Here is a 14,653-nt window from a genome sequence, read left to right as displayed (position 1 = left end):
GTGCCCGACTCCGCCACCACCGGCTCGCCCGCCGCCGATCCTCCCACCGGCCGTACTCCCGCCGCTCCCGCCGGCCGGGGGAATCCCGGCGCCGCTCGCGCCGACCCTGCCTCGCCGGACCCTGCCCACCCCGACCCTGCCTCGCCGGACCCTGCCCACCCCGACCCTGCCTCACGGGATCCTGCCTCACCAGACCCTGCCCACGCCGACCCTGCCTCACCGGACCCTGCCGTGCGGGCGGTCCGCGCGCTGGCCAGGGCGTCCCGGGTGCTGGAGCGGTCCTCGGCCGATCTGCACCTCGCGCACTACCGGGTGCTGGCCGCGATCGCCTCCGGGGACGAGCGGGCCTCGCGGGTCGCGCAGCGGCTCGCACTCGGGCGGCCGGCGATCAGCGCTGCCGTGGACACGCTCACGAAGCGGGGCCTGCTGATCCGCGGGGACGTCGACGGCGACCACCGCGCCACCGCGCTTTCCCTGACCCCGCAGGGAGAACAGGTTCTCGCCGAGACCGAGACGCAGATGGTCACCCGGGTAGCCGATCTCGCCGCCCGCACGCCCGACCCCGACCGGCTCCTGCAGGCACTCGGCTGGCTCGGCGAGGCGATCGACGAGGCCGTCGCCGAGCGGAAGGCGGGCCGGTGACCGCACCGGCCGGTCCGGGCTGGCTGCGCCGGCTGTCGGGATACCTGCTGCGGCACCGCCGCGAAGTGGCGCTCGCCCTCGGCGCGGCGCTGCTCGGCAGCGCCTGCCAGACCGTCGTTCCGCTGCTGGAACGCGAGATCGTCGACAACGTGGTGCTGCGGGACACCCAGTCGCTGTGGCCGTGGCTGGCCGCGCTGCTCGCGGTCGCCGCCGCCGCGTTCGGGTTCGCCTACCAGCGCCGTTACCGCGGCGGCCGGGTCGCCCTGTCGGTGCAGTACGACCTGCGCAACGAGATGCACGCGCACCTGCAACGCCTGGACTTCGCCACCCTCGACCGGATGCCCACCGGACAGGTGGTCGCCAGGGCGACCTCCGATTCGGCGCTCATCCAGGGACTGCTCACGCTGCTGCCGACGATGACCGGCAACCTCCTGCTCGTCCTGCTCTCGCTCACCGTGATGCTCGTCCTCTCCCCGCTGCTCGCACTGGTGAGCCTGGTGATCATGCCCGTCCTGCTCGGGCTGTCCTACCGGATGCGCCGCCGGCTCTTCCCGGCCACCTGGACCGCGCAGCAGCGCGAGGGCGACCTCGTGCAGATCGTCGACGAGGACATCAACGGCGTCCGCGTGGTGAAGGCGTTCGGCCAGGAACACCGTGAGCTGAAGCGGCTCGCGAAAACCGGCGGCGAGGTGTACGGCGCGAACCTGCGGGCGGTCCGGCTGCAGTCGCGGTACCAGCCGCTGCTGCAGGCGATCCCGGCGCTGGGGCAGGTCGCGGTGCTCCTGCTCGGTGGCTGGCTCGCCCTGCACCACGGGCTCAGCCTCGGCACCTTCCTCGCCTTCTCCACCTACCTCGCCCAGCTGATGGCCCCGGCCCGCCAGCTCGCCGCGGTACTCGCGGTCGCACAACAGGCCCGTGCCGGCGTCGAACGGATCTTCCAGCTGCTCGACCTCGAACCCGCGATCGCCGATGCCCCGGACGCGGTGGACCTGCCCCCGGCCCGTGGCGAACTCGTCTACCAGGATGTCCACTTCGGACATTCCGCGGACGCACCCGTGCTGCGCGGGTTCGACCTGCACGTGGCCGCGGGCGAACGGGTCGCGCTCGTCGGTGCCAGCGGCAGCGGCAAGACCACCGCGACCATGCTCGTCTCCCGCTTCCACGACCCGGATTCGGGTGCGGTGCTGGTGGACGGCCACGACCTGCGGACACTGCGCGCACGTTCCCTGCGTGCACAGGTCGGTGTGGTGTTCGAGGAGAGTTTCCTGTTCTCCGACACCATCCACGCCAACATCGCCTACGGACGTCCGGAGGCCACCGCCGAGCAGGTGCGCGCCGCCGCGCAGGTGGCCGCCGCGGACGGGTTCGTTTCGGCGCTGCCACAGGGATACGAAACCGTGGTGGGCGAACGCGGCCTGTCGCTCTCCGGGGGCCAGCGGCAGCGCATCGCGCTCGCCCGCGCGGTACTCGCCGATCCCCGGATCCTCGTGCTCGACGACGCGACCAGTGCCGTCGACGCCGCCACCGAGGAGGCGATCAACGAGGCTCTCCGCACTGTCCTTTCCGGACGGACGACACTGCTGGTCGCGCACCGCCGCTCGACCCTGCACCTGGCCGATCGCGTCGTGGTGCTGGAGCACGGCCTGGTCGCCGACCAGGGCACGCACGAGGAGCTGTTCGCCCGCAGCGCCGGTTACCGGGCCCTGCTCACCGGTCTCGACGACGAGGCTGCCGAGCGGGTCGGCGACCGGATCGAAGCACTGTCCGAAATGGCCGGTAGAACCACGGATTCGGCGTGGCGCGCGGATGATCGGCAGCCGGACCGCGCTACCCGGGCCGTGCGGTCCACCGCGGCGAGTATCGGCGCGGGGCTCGGCGGCTCGGGTGGCCGCAGCTGGCGCGCCGCACTGCCGCCGACGCCGCAGCTGCTCGCCCGGGTGGACCGGCTCCCGCCGGTACGGGATTTCGCCGAACTGGACCTCGCCGCGGAATCCCGGCAGCAGCGCGGATTCTCGCTCGGCACGCTGCTGCGGGAGTTCCGTCGTCCGCTCGCGGCAGGCCTGCTGCTGGTGGTACTCGACGCCGCCGCGTCGGTGATCGGCCCGGTGTTCGTGAAGAGCGGCATCGACGACGGCGTGCTGAAGGGATCACAGGCCGTGCTGTTCGGGGCGGCCGGGCTGTTCCTGGTGATCACCCTGGTCGCGCTACTGGACGGGATGGCCGAGACGTTCGTGACCGGCCGGACCGCCCAGCGGGTGATGCTCTCGCTGCGCGTGCGGATCTGGGCGCAGCTGCAACGGCTCTCCCTCGACTACTACGAACGCGAGCTGACCGGCCGGATCATGACCCGGATGACCACCGACGTCGACCAGTTCGAGTCGTTGATCCAAAGTGGACTGCTGTCCGCACTCGTCGCGCTGGTCACCTTCGCCGGGGTGGGCGTGACGCTGGTGGTGGTGAACCCGGTGCTGGGGCTGTGCACCCTCTCCGTCGTGGTGCCGCTGGCGATCGGCACCGTAGTGTTCCGGCGCCGCGCGGCCCGGCTGTACGACGTGGCCCGTGACCGGGTGGCCGCGGTGAACGCCGACTTCCAGGAAAGCCTTGCCGGCGTACGGGAATCGCAGGCGTTCGCGCACGAGGACGAGACGGTGCGCCGGTTCCGCCTGCTGGGCCGGGACTATCTGCGGGCCCGGTTTTCCGCGCAGCGGCTGGCCGCCACGTACTTTCCGTTCGTGCAGTTCCTGTCCGCCGGCGCGGACGCGATCGTGCTCGGCGTCGGCGCCGGGATGGTCCGCTCCGGCACGTTGAGCGCGGGTGCGCTGATCGCCTTCATCCTCTACATCGACCTCTTCTTCTCGCCGATCCAGCAGCTGTCCCAGGTCTTCGACTCGTGGCTGCAGACCAGGGTGTCGGTCGACCGCATCGCCGAGCTGATGCGGCTGGAAACCCGCACCCCGGCCGCGGCCGCCCCGGTGTCGCCGGGCCGGCCGCGGGGCGCGATCGGATTCCACAGCGTGCGCTTCGCTTATCCGGCCGGCCCCGTCGCTTCGCCCGGTCGGCGCGGTCCCGCCGACCCACGGCTGATGCCCGGTGCGCTGGCCATCGCGAAACCACCGGAAGCACTGCGCGGGATCGACCTGGAAATCGAGCCGGGCGAAACCGTCGCGCTGGTCGGCGAAACCGGCGCGGGCAAGTCGACCGTGCTGAAGCTGCTGGCGCGCTTCTACGACCCGGACGCCGGCGACGTCCGCGTGGACGGCCATGACCTGCGCACCCTGGACCTCGCCGGGTACCGGCGGACGCTCGGGTACGTACCGCAGGAGGCGTTCCTGTTCACCGGCACCGTACGGGACAACATCGCCTACGGCCGGACCGACGCGAGCGACGCCGAGGTGGAGGCAGCCGCCCGCGCGGTGGGGGCGCACGAGTTCGTCGCGTCCCTGCCCGGCGGCTACCTGCACGAGATCGCCGAACGGGGCCGCTCGCTCTCCGCCGGGCAACGGCAGCTGCTCGCGCTGGCCCGCGCGCAGCTCGTCGATCCGGCGATCCTGCTGCTGGACGAAGCGACGTCGAACCTCGACCTGACCGCCGAGGCCGGGGTGTCCGCGGCCATGCGCACGGTGGCCGCCGGCCGCACGACCATCGTGATCGCGCACCGGCTGCACACCGCCCGCTCCGCCGACCGCATCGTGGTGCTCGACCGCGGCCGCGTCGCCGAATCGGGAAGCCACGCCGAACTGCTCGACCGGGGCGGCCGCTATCACGCAATGTGGTCGGCATTCACCTCGTTGAGCGGGGAACCGGGACCGACCGCCGCCTGAGCCCGCCGCCGGACGCTGCGCGAGCGGTCCGGACGTTGCCGGGTAACCAGGCAAAGGCTGCTCTTTGCCACCTGTTGACCTTTCCCCAATGCCGCGGTTATGGTCTAGACCACAATTCCATTCTTCGCTCGACTATCCTCCCCCACCGGACCGCCGCGCAGTGCGGTTCGCGGGTCTCGTCCTGCCCGTGCCGGGGAGGCGAGCACTCCCCGAAGGAGCTGCCATGAAAGCGAACCGGAAACTCGTCGCCGCACTGACCGGGGCCGCGCTCGCGCCGGCACTGGTGCTGATCAGCCCGGCGGGCATCGCCAGCGCGCACGGCTACATCAACTCCCCGCCCAGCAGGCAGGCGCAATGTGCCGAGGGCACCGTCGAATGCGGCCAGATCCAGTACGAACCGCAAAGCGTGGAAGGCCCCAAGGGCCTGCACGAGTGCGACGGCGGGAATGCCCAGTACGCCGAGCTGAACGACGACAGCAAGCCATGGGTGGCCACGCCGACCGGCACCACGGCCGAGTTCACCTGGACCTTCACCGCCCGGCACGCGACCACGAACTACGAGTACTACATCGGCGACGAGAAGGTCGCCGACATCGACGGCGGGGGCCAGCAGCCGCCGGAAACCGTGACGCACGAGGTGGATCTGAGCGGGCACACCGGCCGCCAGACCGTGCTGGCCGTCTGGAACATCGCGGACACCTCGAACGCCTTCTACTCCTGCATCGACCTGCAGGTCGGCTGACCGGAAGCCGGCACTGGAGTGGGCACGGGGCCCGGTGGCGTGGCGGCGCACACCGGGCCCCGTTCCCGTTTCACGGTGCCGGAGAGCCGCCCGGTATCCGGCGTCCCGCGGACGCGGTCCGATTCCGGACCTGCCACGAATGCGGGCGCAACGAAAGTCGTCATCCGAGTGGAGCAGGCACTCCCGTCGGCCACCGTGTCCGCGGGGAAAACCGGACCGCTGCGCCCACCGCAACGCCGGCGCACGGAAATCACCCGACTGGTCCAGACCCTTGCCCGTACCTCCGTTTTCCGGTCGTCATTCGCTGACCGAACGGGCAACTGCACCGTCACTCGTTGACCACGCCGGTGCCCGTGATTAGCGTTCCCGGCACCGAGCAACGGTGCAATCCGAGGAGGCGGTTTTCCTTGATTTCCCGGCGGACTTTCCTGGGCGCATCCGCGGCGGCGGTGACGTTTCCTTGGTGGGGCACGAATCTCGCCTCCGCCGCCACCCCGGACACGGTGCAGGTCGCCTTCGACGACCAGTCCGGCGCCGGCGAAAGCTACGCCTACATCACCGGAACCACCCTGGACAACCGGCTGGTGATCCTCCAGTCCGACGGCACGCCGTACTACCCGGCCGATCCCGGCGGCGAGATGACGCCGCTCGACCGGGACTGCGCGATCCCGCTGAAATCGATGGCGCAGGTGAGCGTCCCGAAGATGAGCAGCGGGCGGATCTACTTCGTGCTCGACGCGAAGCTCGATTTCTTCGTCAACCCCGGACCGGCCCTCGTGCAGCCGGACTTCCTGTCCTCGGGCGATCCCAACTACGGGCGCAACTGGTCGTTCGTCGAATTCACCTTCAACAACGACGAACTGTTCGCCAACATCAGCTACGTCGACTTCGTGGCGATCCCGATCGGGCTGCACCTGAGCACCAGCGGCTCCGGCGACCAGACCGTGCAGGGTCTTCCGGCCCGTTCCCTCGACGGCATCTGCGACGAGCTCGGGCAACAGGGCGGGGCGTGGGGCGAACTGGTGGAAGCGGGTGCGGACGGGAAGCCGCTGCGGGTGGTGTCCGCACAGCACCGCGCCGACAAGTTCGCCGGCTATCTCGACGACTACATCGGCCAGGTCTGGGACACCTACGCCACTGCGAAACTCACCGTCGACTCGCAGAACCCGGACATCGGCAAGCTCACCGGCCAGGTCGGTGCGGACGGCAACCTCACCTTCGACAACGGCGAGAGCTTCGCCAAGCCCGTCACCGCCGACGTGTGGAGCTGTGACAGCGGTCCGTTCGTCATCAAGGAGGGCGACAGCGACGCACGCAAGGCGATCATCCCGCGCCTGGCGGCCGCGCTGAACCGCACCACCCTGCTGGACAACCCGAACCAGCCGACCGACGAGGATCCGGCGAAGTTCTACCAAGCGGAGGCAACCAACCACTACGCCCGTGTGGTGCACAGCAAGCTGCCGGACAACCGCGGGTACGCCTTTCCCTACGACGATGTCACGCCCGGCCCGGATTTCAGCGGCGCGGTACAGGCCGGCGACCCGGACACGCTCACCGTCACGGTCAGCGCGCTGCGCTGATCCGGCAGCTCATCCGGTGAGGTCGCCTTCGCGTTCGTTCTCGGCCGCGTAATGGGCCAGCTTCTCCTCGTCCACCTCGACACCGAGGCCAGGGCCGTCGGGGACGCGAAGGCGACCGCCGGACAGCTGCAGCGGTGCGACGATGTCGTCCGCATGCAGGTAGTACATGCTGTCGATGGCACGCGAGAGCACTGGCGTACTGGCCACCACGGCGAGGTGCGCGGCGGTGGCGATGCCGAGTTCGCCGCCGCTGTGCAGGTTCATGCCCAGCCCGAACGTCTCGCAGTGCGCGGCGAGTGCCTTGGTCGCCGCGATCCCGCCCCACTTGTACACGTCACCGTGCACCACATCGACCGCACCGAGCCGCACGGCCGGGGCGAAGTCCTCGAACCGGACCAGACACATGTTGGTGCACAACGGAATCCGCACCTTCGACCGGACCTGGCTCATGCCCTCGAGGCCGGCGCACGGGTCCTCGAGGTACTCCAGGTCCAGCTCCTCCAGCGCAAGTCCGGCCCGGATCGAGTCCGGTACCGACCAGGCCGCGTTCGGATCCACCCGCAGCTCCACCTCCGGCAACGCCCGGCGCAGCTCGCGCAGGATCTGCACGTCGCCGCGGACGTCCCGGGTGCCCTTGAGTTTCACCGCGGTGAAACCGCCGTCGGCGACCACCTTCGCGGCGTGCCCGGCCAGCTCCTCGGCGAGTTCGGTGCCGTGCGCACCGGGTGCGTCGGCGCGGGTGATCAGTGCGGTGATCGGCACCTCGGTCCGCACCGGCCCGCCGAGCAGATCGGTCAGCGACTGTCCGGTGACGTGCCCGATCAGGTCCCAGCACGCCACGTCCAGCGCGGCGAGTGCGGCGTAGCCGAGGTAGCCGTGGAAGAACGGCACCATGTGGTGGCGCCGGTGGAAGGCCTCCAGCGCGAACGGGCTGGTGCCGATCATCTCCGCGCCGAGTTTCCTGGTCAGCTCCGCGACCGGGCGGCCCCACATGGTCTCGCCCCAGCCCTGTGCACCGGTGTCCGTGCGCAGCCGCACCACAGTGCGGGTCTCGCCGGTCTTGGTTTCGAACGAGCTGGTGAACGGGTTGGTCAACGGCAGGTTCACGACCCACACGTCGACTTCGGTGATCTTCATGCCGTCCCCTCGAGGTGCGCGTGACTTTCCCGGGTGGCCCGGTCGAACGCCCGGATCGCGTCGGCCAGCGCGGAAACCCGCCTGCCGAACAGTTCGGCACCGCCTGCGGTGCTCGCTTCGGTGGCATCGTCGGTGCTGCCGCCCGCGCGTGCCCATTCGCCGTGCCGCTCGACGGTGAGGCCCGGGTACGGCGGTTCGGCGAACAGCGGTGGCGGCGTGACCTCCGGCCGTGGCGCCGGTTCGCGTACCAGGTCCGGATGTGCGGCGAGCATCAGCGAGGTCTCGAACATCCCGGCGTGTCCCGGCGTTGCGGCGTCGGTGCCGAGGGAGAAGTACGAGCACGCGGCCAGCGCGACGTCGGCGCGTAGCGAGTACTGCTTGACCGCGAGCCGCATGATCTCGTCGTTGCCGCCGTGCCCGTTGACGATCAGCACCCGGCGGAACCCGGTGGTGGCCAGTGAATCCAGCACGTCGTCGAGTACCGCCTGCAGGGTCGCCGCGCGCAGCGACACCGCGGCGGCGAACAGATGGTGCGGGCTGTGCCCGAACGGCAGCGCGGGCAGCCGGACCACCTGCGGATCACCGCCGAGACCGGCGAGCGCGCCGTCCACCACGGCTTCCGCGAGCATCGTGTCGGTGCCCATCGGCAGGTGCCCGGAGTGCTGTTCCTGCGAGCCGATCGGCAGCAGCGCGATCGCGGTTCGCGCGGCGCCGCTCGTCTCGCGCCAGGTCATCCGCGTCAGTTCCGGCATCTGGGCTCCCCTCCGGCGTCGGCTCGTGGCATCGTGACCGCATGAGTTCCGGCGAACGCCCGGCCCTGCGGCTGGTCCCGGACCCGGCGCCGGGTCCGGCGGAGACCGTGCTCGGCGCGGTCGAGCTGCTGCCCGGCCGGGTCAGGGCCGCACTGCTCGACCTCACCGGTGCCGTGCGGTGGCGCGCCGAATCGGCCTACCCGCGGGAAACCACCGACCGGGCCGAGATCGGTGCCGCGCTGGCCGCGGCGGTCCGCTTCCCCAGCACCCCGGCCGGGGTGGGTGTGGCCGCCGCCGGGCTGGTCGACGCCGAGGCGGGCGTGATCATCGAGGTGAACGAGGTGCCCGCACTGCACGGGTACCCGGTTGCGACGGTGCTCTCCGACCTGCTCGGCGTGCCGGTGCACGTGGAGCACCGGGCCCGGCTGCAGGTGCTCGGCGACCGCTGGTTCGGGCCGGGACGCGGGCGCAGCACGTTCGCGTCGGTCTCCACCGGCGAGGTGCTCGGCGTCGGGCTGCTCTACGACGGCGAGGTGCTCGCCCCGCCCGGCGGACGCAGCGGCGCGCACATGACCGTCGCGGCGAGCGGCCGCCGGTGCACGTGCGGTGCCCGCGGCTGCTGGAAGACGGTGGCAACCACGCCGTGGCTGCGTGCCGAGGCCCGGCGTCGTGGCCTGGACGCGCAAACGGTGCGAGAGCTGGCCGGCGACCCGCTGCTCGACGAGTACGCCGCCAACATCGCGCTGGGACTGGTGAACATCCAGCAGCTGTTCGCCCCCGGCCTGTTCGTCCTGCACGGCGAGGCGGCCGAGGGCGGCGAACGCTTCCGCGCCCGCATCGAGCGACGGCTGCGTGAGGATTCGTCCTGGGCGACCGGCGCACAGCCCCCGCAGGTCGTGGTGAATCCCGGTCCGGCGGACGACGTCGCCCTCCTCGGCGGCGCGGGCCTGGTCCTGTCGCACCACTGATTCCGGCTTCACGGCACCACCCGCCGCGCCTGCCGCGGGTCCGGGTTCGGCACCGCGTCCAGCAACGCCCGGGTGTACTCGTGCTCCGGTTCGGTGAACAGGCGGCGGGCCGGGGCGAGTTCCAGCACCCGGCCCGCGCGCATCACCGCGACCCGGTCCGCGATCTGCTGGACCACCGCCAGGTTGTGGGACACGAACACGTACGTCAGCCCGAACCGGTCCTGCAGGTCGACCAGCAGGTCGAGGACCTGCGCCTGCACCGAAACGTCGAGTGCGCTGGTCGGCTCGTCGAGCACCACCAGCCGCGGCCGCAGCGCCAGTGCGCGAGCCACCGAAATCCGCTGCCGCTGGCCGCCGGAGAACTCGTGCGGGTAACGGTCCTGGACCTGCGGCGGCAGGCCGACCGCGTCGAGCAGTTCGCTCACCTGCTCCCGCAGCTTCGCCCGGCCGCGCCGGCCGCGCATCCCGCGCTCGTGCGTGACCAGTGGCTCCGCCACGACGTCGGTCACCCGCCAGCGCGGGTTCATGCTGGAGTACGGATCCTGCAGCACCACCTGCATCTCGCGGCGCAGTGCGCGCAAGCGTGCCGGCGGCAGCGAGAACAGGTCCGCGCCGTCGAAGCGCACACTGCCCGCGCTCGGTTCGGCGAGGCGCAGCAGCAGCCGGGTCAACGTGGTCTTGCCCGAGCCGGATTCCCCGACCACCGCCAGGGTTTCGCCGGTCTCCACGTCCAGGTCGACGCCGTCCACCGCGGCCACCGAACCGTAGTCCTTGCGCAGCCCGCGGATCTCCACCAGATTCGTCATGCCCGCTCCAGCTTCGGCGTGGCCCGCAGCAAATCCCGGGTGTAGTCCTCGCGCGGCCGTTCGAACACCGAGACCACGTCCCCGGACTCCACGACCTGCCCGGAACGCAGCACCACCACGCGATCGGCCACTTCGGCGACCACGCCGAGGTCGTGCGTGATCAGCACGATCGCCATCCCGTGCCTGCGTTGCAGATCCACCAGCAGCTCGAGGATCCGCGCCTGCACGGTCACGTCGAGCGCGGTGGTCGGTTCGTCCGCGATCAGCACCCGGGGCCGTCCGACCAGGGCCATCGCAATCATCACGCGCTGGCGCAGACCGCCGGACAGCTGGTGCGGATACTGCCCGGCCCGCCGTTGCGGGTCGGGGATCCCGGCCTCCCGCAACGCTGCCACCGCCGCCTCGCGGGCCGCCGCGCGCGAGGCGGACTGATGCTTCCGCACCACCTCGGCGACCTGCGCACCCACCCGTTTCAGCGGGTTGAGGCTCGTCATCGGGTCCTGGAACACCATCGCGACGTCGTTGCCACGGATCCGCCGAAGGTCCTTTTCGGACACTCGCAGCAGATCGCGGCCGTCGAGCAGCACCTCTCCCCCGGCGTACACGCACGGCGGTTCCGGGTTGAGCCGCAGCACCGACAGTGCGGTCGCGGTCTTCCCGCTGCCCGATTCCCCCACCACGGCAAGGGTTTCCCCGGCCGACACGGCGAGACTCACCCCGTCCGCCGCGGTCACCGTGCCGGTGGCCAGCCGGAATTCGATGCGCAGGTCGGTGATTTCCAGCAGCGGGCTCATGTGCGGTACGCCTTCGGGTCCGCGACGTCGCGCAGGACGTCTCCGGTGAGGTTGACGGCCAGTGCGGTGATCATCAGCGCCAGCCCGGGAAAGACCGCCACCCACCACGACGTGCCGAGGTAGAGCTGACCGTCGCTGAGCATCCCGCCCCAGGTGACGGTCTGCTTCGGCACGCCGAGCCCGAGGTAGCTCAGCGACGCCTCGGCCACGATCGCCGACGCGACCTGCAGGGTGCCGATCGTGGCCAGCGGAGCGAGCACGTTCGGCAGCAGGTGCCGCCGCATGATCGCCGGGTCGGTCACGCCGATCGCCCGTGCCTCGGTGACGAAATCCCTGGTACGCAAGGAAAGCACCTCGGACCGCAGGACACGGGCGTAGGACACCCAACCGGTCAGGCCGAGCACCAGCACCACGTACCAGAGCCCGGAGCCGAGGAAGCCCACGATGGCCAGCGCGAGCAGGATCGGCGGGAACGCCAGCTGGATGTCGGCCAGCCGCATCAGGATCCGGTCGAACCAGCCGCCGAGGAACCCGGCGACCAGCCCGATCACCGCGCCGAGCACCCCGGACAGCAGTGCCGCGCAAGCACCGACCAGCAGCGAGACGCGGGCGCCGTGGATGAGCCTGGACAGGATGTCCCGGCCGAGCTGGTCGGTGCCGAGCGGGTGCGCGGAACTGCCACCGGACGACCACGCCGGCGGGCGCAGCCGGACCAGCAGGTCTTGCGCGTTCGGATCGTACGGCGCGAGCAACGGCGCGAGCACCGCGGCCAGCACGACGAGCGCGAGGACGCTCACCGCGAGCACGCCCAGTTTGTTGCGCAGCACGGCACGCAGCAGTCCCGGCCGGGACACGGCGGCGGGCGCGGCAGTGGTGGTCACGGCAGTCACGACGTCACCCGCACCCTCGGGTCCAGCAGTGTGTAGGACAGGTCCACCAGCAGGTTCACCACCACGAAGGTGGCCGCGAAGAACAGCACTGCGGCCTGCACGAGCGGGAAATCGCGGTTCTGGATGGCTTCCACGGTGAGCCTGCCGAGGCCGGGCCAGGAGAACACCTGCTCGGTGAGGATCGCGCCGCCGAGCAGGGTGCCGACCTCCAGTCCCACCACCGTGACCACCGGCAGCGCGGCGTTGCGCATACCGTGTGCCAGGACGATCCCGCCGGTGCCGAGGCCCTTGGCCCGCGCGGTGCGGATGAAATCGGAGCCGAGCACGTCGATCAGCGACGAACGCAGCAGCCGTGCGATCACCGCCACCGAATACACCGCGAGCGTGACCGCGGGCAGCACCAGGTGTGCCGGCCCGCCGTACCCGGACGCGGGCAGCACCTGCCACTGCACGGCGAACACCAGGACCAGCAGGATGCCGACCCAGAACGCGGGCGTCGACTGTCCGATCAGGACACCGGTCATCACGCCGGTGTCGCCGGCCCGGCCGCGGCGCAGCGCGGCGAACGTGCCCGCGGGGATCGCCAGCAGCAACGCGATCACGAGCGCGGACCCGGCCAGCTCCAGCGTCGCGGGCACCCGCGAGAACAGCACCTCGGCCACCGGCTGGTCGTAGACGAGCGAGTTGCCCAGCTGCAGCCGCGGGAGCCCGCCGAGGTAGTCGAGGTACTGGGTGAGCAACGGCCGGTCCAATCCGAGGCTCGCCCGCAGCGTCGCTTCCTGCTGCCCGGTCGCATCCGGCGGCAGGATCAGCTTCACCGGGTCGCCGGAGAGCCGGACCAGGAAGAACGCCGCGGTGGCCACGAAAAACAGCACCACCACCGCGGTGACCACTTTGGACACGACCGCGCGCAGCACACCGGAGCCGGCCGCGGGCGGCCGGACGGCGGACACCGCGGGGGCGGTCACGAGCGCACCTTCGCCCCGGCCATGGCGAGCACGCCGACCACTCCCGGCTGCCACTGCGGCCGGGTGTCGACCGCGTAGATGTTGTCGATCTGGTAGAGGAACACGAACGGCGCCTCCTGCTTGAGCAGATGCTGGAGCCCGGTGAAGGCCCGTTGCCGGTCGGCAGGCGCGAGGGACTGTTCCTCGGCGTCCACGAGCCGGTCCGCCTCGGCGTTGTGCCACCGGCTCTGCCTGCGGTCGTGCCGGACGTTGGACTGCACCAGGCTTTCCGCGTCCAGCGTCCAGCCGGTGCTGGCGCCGAGGTAGATCGGGCCGAGCGCACCGCGGTTGGCCGAGGTCAGCCTGCTGCTGTAGGTGCCGGTGTCCACCAGCTCCACCCGCGCCCGCACGCCGGCTTTGGCGAGCAGACCGGAGATCGCCTCGGCGACGTTCGCGTCTGCAGTCTGCGCGGTGAGCGTGGTGTCGAAGCCGTCCGGGAAGCCGGCATCGGCGAGCAGCCGCTTCGCCAGCCCCACGTCCCGGGGGTAAGGCGTGATGGCCGGGTCGAAGCCGAACGACTCACGCGGGAACATCGTCGGCACCTCGCGCGCCTTGCCGTCGAGCACTGCTTTGATCAGCAGCGGCACGTCGACGGCGTGGTTGAGCGCTTGCCGCACCCGCACGTCGCGCAGCGGCCCCGCGGTGGTGTCCAGCGACAGGTAGAACGTGCGGATGCCCGGGTAGTGCTTGATCTCGACCCCGCGGTAGCCCTGGATCTGCAGTGCCGCGTCCGGGGTCAGTCCGGCCACGATGTCCACCTCGTCGCTCTGCAGCGCCGCCAGTGCCGACGACGGGTCCGGCATCGGCAGGAACACCAGCTCGTCGTAGTCCGGTTTCCCGCCCCAGTAGGCCGGGTTCGCGCGCATCCGCAGCCGGTGGTCGCGCTGGAACTCGCCGAAGGTGAACGGGCCGGTGCCCACCGGATGTTTCGCGAACCCGGCCGAGCCGACCTGCTGCAGATAGCCGGGTGGCACCGCGACCCCACCGAACAACGACACCTTCGCCGGGATGATCGGGTCCGGCTGGCTGCACTTCAGGTCCACGGTCAGCTCGTCCACGGCGACCGCCTCCCGTACGTAGCGCAGTTCGACGATCGGCGATTTCGTCGCCGGGTCGAGCAGCCGGTTCACGCTGAACGCCACCGCACGGGCGTCGCACCGCTCGCCGTTGTGGAACCGCACCCCCGGACGCAGCCGGAACCGCCAGGTGCGCGGATCGGGTGCGGACCAGGACAGCGCGAGGCCGGGGGCGAGCCGGTTGCCGGTGTCCCGCGTTGTGAGCGTGTCGAACATGTTGACCAGCACGTTCATCGACATCAGATCACCCTGGCGCTGCGGGTCGAGGGTCTTCGGGTCCGCGGTCTGGGCGACCCGCAGGACCCGGCCCGAGCTGCCCGTCGCGGTACCGCACGCGGTGAGCGCACCCGGCAGGGCCAGCGCGGGCAGCGCCAGGCCGCCGAGGCGCAGTGCGGTCCGGCGGCTCAGCGGCGAAGGTCCGGCCACGGGTCGTCCTTT

12 protein-coding genes are annotated in these 14,653 nt (G+C 71.2%); 5 read left to right on the top strand and 7 right to left on the bottom strand.

The window, feature by feature from the left end; genetic code table 11:
- Window positions 1-231 precede the first annotated feature (231 nt).
- From ABD793_RS01575 to ABD793_RS01560, 4 genes are all read left to right on the top strand, one after another.
- On the top strand, window positions 232-642 hold the full coding sequence (locus tag ABD793_RS01575) for a MarR family winged helix-turn-helix transcriptional regulator (protein ID WP_344854419.1): 411 nt from the start codon (window positions 232-234) through the stop codon (window positions 640-642).
- A complete protein-coding gene (locus ABD793_RS01570; RefSeq protein ID WP_344854417.1) occupies window positions 639-4,463 on the top strand; it encodes an ABC transporter ATP-binding protein in 3,825 nt (1,274 codons plus the stop codon). The genes ABD793_RS01575 and ABD793_RS01570 overlap by 4 nt, the downstream gene beginning before the upstream one ends.
- Window positions 4,464-4,686: 223 nt before the next feature.
- On the top strand, window positions 4,687-5,205 hold the full coding sequence (locus ABD793_RS01565; RefSeq protein ID WP_344854416.1) for a lytic polysaccharide monooxygenase auxiliary activity family 9 protein: 519 nt from the start codon (window positions 4,687-4,689) through the stop codon (window positions 5,203-5,205).
- 449 nt (window positions 5,206-5,654) lie between these two features.
- A complete protein-coding gene (locus ABD793_RS01560) occupies window positions 5,655-6,785 on the top strand; it encodes a glycoside hydrolase family 64 protein (protein WP_344854415.1) in 1,131 nt (376 codons plus the stop codon).
- Between the two features lie 9 nt (window positions 6,786-6,794).
- On the opposite strand, the gene ABD793_RS01555 is transcribed toward ABD793_RS01560, so the two are convergent.
- Window positions 6,795-7,922: a mandelate racemase/muconate lactonizing enzyme family protein gene (locus tag ABD793_RS01555; protein ID WP_344854414.1), complete on the bottom strand. Its 1,128-nt coding sequence runs from the start codon at window positions 7,920-7,922 to the stop codon at window positions 6,795-6,797.
- The gene (locus ABD793_RS01550; RefSeq protein WP_344854413.1) at window positions 7,919-8,674 is read right to left on the bottom strand and encodes a creatininase family protein; all 756 of its coding nucleotides are present in this window, start codon (window positions 8,672-8,674) and stop codon (window positions 7,919-7,921) included. Before ABD793_RS01550 ends, ABD793_RS01555 begins: the two co-directional genes overlap by 4 nt.
- A 41-nt stretch (window positions 8,675-8,715) precedes the next feature.
- Between ABD793_RS01550 and ABD793_RS01545 the strand changes: the two genes are divergently transcribed.
- Window positions 8,716-9,642: an ROK family protein gene (locus ABD793_RS01545; RefSeq protein ID WP_344854411.1), complete on the top strand. Its 927-nt coding sequence runs from the start codon at window positions 8,716-8,718 to the stop codon at window positions 9,640-9,642.
- Between the two features lie 8 nt (window positions 9,643-9,650).
- Here the strand turns inward: ABD793_RS01545 and ABD793_RS01540 are convergent, their stop codons facing one another.
- The 5 genes from ABD793_RS01540 to ABD793_RS01520 are packed head-to-tail and all read right to left on the bottom strand — an operon-like array spanning window position 9,651 to window position 14,641.
- Window positions 9,651-10,448 (bottom strand): ATP-binding cassette domain-containing protein, encoded by a 798-nt coding sequence (locus ABD793_RS01540; RefSeq protein ID WP_344854410.1) that lies wholly within the window; start codon window positions 10,446-10,448, stop codon window positions 9,651-9,653.
- Window positions 10,445-11,242 (bottom strand): ATP-binding cassette domain-containing protein, encoded by a 798-nt coding sequence (locus ABD793_RS01535; RefSeq protein ID WP_344854409.1) that lies wholly within the window; start codon window positions 11,240-11,242, stop codon window positions 10,445-10,447. The genes ABD793_RS01540 and ABD793_RS01535 overlap by 4 nt, the downstream gene beginning before the upstream one ends.
- Window positions 11,239-12,132 (bottom strand): ABC transporter permease, encoded by an 894-nt coding sequence (locus tag ABD793_RS01530; RefSeq protein ID WP_344854408.1) that lies wholly within the window; start codon window positions 12,130-12,132, stop codon window positions 11,239-11,241. The genes ABD793_RS01535 and ABD793_RS01530 overlap by 4 nt, the downstream gene beginning before the upstream one ends.
- The gene (locus tag ABD793_RS01525) at window positions 12,129-13,100 is read right to left on the bottom strand and encodes an ABC transporter permease (RefSeq protein WP_344854407.1); all 972 of its coding nucleotides are present in this window, start codon (window positions 13,098-13,100) and stop codon (window positions 12,129-12,131) included. The genes ABD793_RS01530 and ABD793_RS01525 overlap by 4 nt, the downstream gene beginning before the upstream one ends.
- Window positions 13,097-14,641, bottom strand: a complete 1,545-nt coding sequence (locus ABD793_RS01520; RefSeq protein WP_344854406.1) for an ABC transporter substrate-binding protein — start codon at window positions 14,639-14,641, stop codon at window positions 13,097-13,099. The genes ABD793_RS01525 and ABD793_RS01520 overlap by 4 nt, the downstream gene beginning before the upstream one ends.
- Window positions 14,642-14,653 lie beyond the last annotated feature (12 nt).

Source organism: Amycolatopsis ultiminotia, from assembly GCF_039536925.1.
GTDB classification, from domain to species: Bacteria; Actinomycetota; Actinomycetes; order Mycobacteriales; family Pseudonocardiaceae; genus Amycolatopsis; species Amycolatopsis ultiminotia.
This window is presented reverse-complemented; position numbering and strand designations above follow the sequence as displayed.

Excerpts from the sequence above, each read along its gene's own strand:
- ABD793_RS01565 (WP_344854416.1), top strand. The coding sequence starts at position 4,687 with ATGAAAGCGAACCGGAAACTCGTCGCCGCACTGACCGGGGCCGCGCTC.
- ABD793_RS01555 (WP_344854414.1), bottom strand. The coding sequence starts at position 7,922 with ATGAAGATCACCGAAGTCGACGTGTGGGTCGTGAACCTGCCGTTGACC.
- ABD793_RS01550 (WP_344854413.1), bottom strand. The coding sequence starts at position 8,674 with ATGCCGGAACTGACGCGGATGACCTGGCGCGAGACGAGCGGCGCCGCG.
- ABD793_RS01545 (WP_344854411.1), top strand. The coding sequence starts at position 8,716 with ATGAGTTCCGGCGAACGCCCGGCCCTGCGGCTGGTCCCGGACCCGGCG.
- ABD793_RS01540 (WP_344854410.1), bottom strand. The coding sequence starts at position 10,448 with ATGACGAATCTGGTGGAGATCCGCGGGCTGCGCAAGGACTACGGTTCG.
- ABD793_RS01535 (WP_344854409.1), bottom strand. The coding sequence starts at position 11,242 with ATGAGCCCGCTGCTGGAAATCACCGACCTGCGCATCGAATTCCGGCTG.